This window comes from Sphingobium ummariense RL-3, assembly GCF_000447205.1.
GTDB lineage: Bacteria > Pseudomonadota > Alphaproteobacteria > Sphingomonadales > Sphingomonadaceae > Sphingobium > Sphingobium ummariense.
In genome coordinates, this window is record NZ_AUWY01000064.1 from 1 (window position 1) to 3,353 (window position 3,353).

7 protein-coding genes are annotated in these 3,353 nt (G+C 65.6%); 1 reads left to right on the forward strand and 6 read right to left on the reverse strand.

What is annotated here, in order from left to right:
* Window positions 1–45 precede the first annotated feature (45 nt).
* From M529_RS47700 to M529_RS33205, 6 genes are read right to left on the reverse strand one after another with little or no spacing between them, the layout of a single operon-like run.
* Window positions 46–405 carry a hypothetical protein gene (locus M529_RS47700; protein WP_021317573.1) on the reverse strand — a complete coding sequence of 120 codons (360 nt, stop codon included), beginning with the start codon at window positions 403–405 and terminating at the stop codon, window positions 46–48.
* Window positions 406–447: 42 nt separating this feature from the next.
* On the reverse strand, window positions 448–720 hold the full coding sequence (locus M529_RS33185) for an antitoxin VbhA family protein (protein WP_007686155.1): 273 nt from the start codon (window positions 718–720) through the stop codon (window positions 448–450).
* Window positions 713–1,648 (reverse strand): HEPN domain-containing protein, encoded by a 936-nt coding sequence (locus tag M529_RS33190; RefSeq protein ID WP_007686157.1) that lies wholly within the window; start codon window positions 1,646–1,648, stop codon window positions 713–715. Before M529_RS33190 ends, M529_RS33185 begins: the two co-directional genes overlap by 8 nt.
* Window positions 1,645–1,926, reverse strand: a complete 282-nt coding sequence (locus M529_RS33195) for a hypothetical protein (protein ID WP_007686159.1) — start codon at window positions 1,924–1,926, stop codon at window positions 1,645–1,647. Before M529_RS33195 ends, M529_RS33190 begins: the two co-directional genes overlap by 4 nt.
* Complete coding sequence (locus tag M529_RS33200; RefSeq protein WP_007686160.1) at window positions 1,923–2,141, reverse strand: conjugal transfer protein TraD; 219 nt, start codon at window positions 2,139–2,141, stop codon at window positions 1,923–1,925. Before M529_RS33200 ends, M529_RS33195 begins: the two co-directional genes overlap by 4 nt.
* Window positions 2,142–2,178: 37 nt before the next feature.
* A complete protein-coding gene (locus tag M529_RS33205) occupies window positions 2,179–2,484 on the reverse strand; it encodes a conjugal transfer protein TraD (RefSeq protein ID WP_007686162.1) in 306 nt (101 codons plus the stop codon).
* Between the two features lie 174 nt (window positions 2,485–2,658).
* Here M529_RS33205 and mobQ point away from each other — a divergent pair.
* The coding region (mobQ, locus tag M529_RS33210; protein WP_021317574.1) for a MobQ family relaxase at window positions 2,659–3,353 on the forward strand (695 nt) is incomplete at its 3' end.

The window sequence follows — 3,353 nt, forward strand, 5'->3', positions numbered from 1 at the left end:
CACCGGGCGCGCGAAGTCAAATGGCCATTTTGCACAGCTTCGCGGTCACGGGGCCAAACGGGCCGAGCCGTGCGTGTCGTCGCCGGCAGGACCGCCATAACGCAGGATCAGCGGTTGGAAGAGGGCGCGCAGCGTGACGAGGAAGATGACCAGGCCCGTCAGCATCATCACGATCTGGTAGATATTGGAATCGCGGGGCAGGCCGAGCAGCTTGCCGAGGATGAGCGGCACCCCAAGCCCCAGCACCAGGGCGGTGATGAGGAACAGCACCAGGACGCCGAACAGATGGCGGATGAGGGCGACCGGGCTGACCACAAGGGCGGTGATCGCCCATATCGGGTTGGTCCGCGCGATGCGCGCAAGGTTACGGATCGCGCGGCCGAGCTGGCGGAACCATTCCATCATCAGGACTCCCTCCCATCGTCATTTCCCAATATCCGGCGCGGATCACGGCCGATCGCGGGCCTCCCATGCGGCTTCGAGTTCTGCGAGGCTGGCGAAATAGTCCTGCGCCGGCGCGCTTGCGGGCAGGCTGTTGGCATGAGCGAGCGCGGCGGCGATGTATTCGCTTTCGGAGAGTTCGCCGGCGACGAACCGGACGCCCAGCGCCGCCATTCCCGGCGAGAGAGCGAAGCCCGACAGCTCGATATTGGTCCGCGCGAAATCGATCGCCTTCTGGCGTCGGGCGCGTTCGTCGTCCGATATGGGATGCTCATTCATCGGCGGGGCTTTTCTCGGGGGTGTCGTCGCCGGCGAGGTGTTCGGCGCAGATCGCGCCGGCGATCGTGTGGAGATGCTTCACGCGGTCAACGAGCCAGGCCAGTTCGTCGGCGGTGATTTCATAGGCATGGGAATAGCGGGCCTCGACATAGGCGCGCTGCAACTGCGCGAAATGGCGGCGGGCGGCGCGGGTATCGCGCGGCCAGGCTTCGATCAGCCGGGGATCGAGATTTTCGGCGAGCGAGCGCAGGATGCCGAGACGGTGCGATTTGGGCGCGTAGAGCGTCAGGACGAGCAGCACGGCGTTATAGACCCGCTCGACGGCCTGGTGGAGCATGAACGCGGCATCGCGCGGCACGCCATCGGCAATGCTGTCCCGGGCGAGCTTGAGCGCGTGCGCGGCGAGCGGGAACCAGTGGTCGCGATGGCGCAGGGCTTCGGCGTGGCGTTCCTGCGCGTCGAGCTGGCGCGGCACGGCGAGGGCTTGCCCTGGCGCTTCGTAGAGGGCGATGCCGTCGCGGGCTATGTCGGCGAAGAAGGGACGGCCGCGCGCGAGCTGGTCGTTCACGTCCATCAGCGAATGCACGATGAAATTGACGGGTGTGGCGAGGTGCCTGGTGACGGTCAGCTCGCGCACCAGATGATCGTCGGCGACCGCCCACCATGTTTGCAGATCGGTGAAGGTGTCGGCGTTGACGACGACGAGCAGGTCATAATCGGAAATGTAACCGCTGGCGCGATCCTCGACCCAATCGCCGCGTGCGTAGGAGCCGAACAGGATCAGCTTGAGGATGCGGCCGCCCTTGCGCTTGTCCGAGAGCTTGGTTTTGACGGCATCCTCAAATTCATCGAACAGGACGCGGGCGACCCGTTCCAGCTCGCGGCGCTTGACGGCGGGCAGATGGTCGAGGCCGGTCCGCATCGTCATCCGATCGTCGCCGGCGAGATCGCCAGCGTCGGGTCGGCGTCGGGATGATCGAGGAGCTTGAGGACGATCGCGGTGGCGAGGGGAGGGGGCACGGATTCCTCGCGGAGCATGTCGAACAGGGCGTGTTCAGCCAAGTCGAGGTCCATGCCTTCGATCGCGAGATTGGCGCGTGCGTCGGCATCGTCCTCGCGCCATAGCGCGACTTCGGCCGGGGTGCCGCGCGTGAAATCGAGCGCGCGGACCTGGGCGCGGATCGCTTCGACATCGAGCCTGTTCATGGTGCGTCTCTCCCTTCCGCTTCCGCGTCGAACGCGCGCTTGCCGCGCCGCTTCCAGAGCATGAGCCGGTCGCGGTCCTCGCGCGCCTTGGCGGCCAGTTCGAGCAGCGCGCCGTAGAGGGTGGCGCGATCGTCGTCGGCCAGCTCGACCAAGCCGGCTTTCTGGACCAGGCCGCCCAGCTCTATGAGGTGGCGGGTGCGTTCGCGGCGAGCCACGGCCCATTCCCTCGTATCGGTGCGGCGCTGTGCGGCTTCAACCCTGCGTCTCGCCTGCGCCAGTTTTGCTTCCGCCTCCCGCGTTGCCGCCAGTGCTTCGGCCAGCCTTTCGGCCGCGTCCTTGAAAGAAGGCGGACCCCTTCGCGCGCCACGCCTCCTTTTCGTCGGCGCTGGCAGATTCGACGGCGGCGAGCAGCACCCCGGCCAGCACATCGAGATCGAGCGCATCGGCCCCGGTGGATGTGACCAGCTCGCCTAGCTGCTGGACCTTCTTCGCCTTGAGGGCGCGGGCCTTGTCGCCCAGCGCCTTCAACTCGGCGTCATAGTCGCGGACCTTACGCATATTCTCTCCCTCGCGCCCATGATCGGGAGTGGCAGCGTAGCACGGTCGCGGTGACAGGACAGCAGCTCCGGATAAAAAATGCGGCAAAGTCAATCATGCGAACGGCAGAGAGTGTGAGTGCGCGCTTATACGTCGTTGCCGACGTGCGCTAAGAAAGGCAGTATAGCGGCCGTCATGGCGATCTACCATTTCTCGGCCAAGGTCATCAGTCGCGCCAACGGATCGAGCGCCGTTGCCAGCGCGGCCTATCGTGCGGCGGAACGGCTGCACGACGACCGGCTAGGACGCGACCATGATTTCTCGAACAAGGCCGGCGTCGTCCATTCGGAAATCATGTTACCCGAAGGTACACCGGAGCGTTTAAACGATCGCGCGACCCTATGGAACGAGGTCGAGGCGGGCGAGAAACGCAAGGACGCGCAGCTCGCCCGCGAAGTCGAGTTCTCGATTCCGCGCGAGCTGGACCAGAAAGAGGGCATCCGGCTCGCCCGCGATTTTGTCGAAAAGCAGTTTGTCGAGCGCGGCATGGTCGCGGACATGAACGTGCATTGGGACTTGGGAAAGGACGGGCAATCCAAGCCACACGCGCATGTCATGCTGTCGATGCGCGAGGTAGGGCTGGAGGGCTTCGGCCAGAAGGTGCGCGAGTGGAACAGCACGGCGCTGTTGCAGGAGTGGCGCGAGGCGTGGGCCGATCATGTGAACGAGCGCCTCGCCGAACTGGATATAGACGCGCGCATAGATCATCGCAGCTATGAGGCGCAGGGGATCGAGCTTGAGCCGCAGCACAAGATCGGGCCGGCGGCGTCGCGTATGCCCGAACAGGGGCTTGAGGCCGAGCGGGTCGAGGACCATGCCCGGATCGCGCG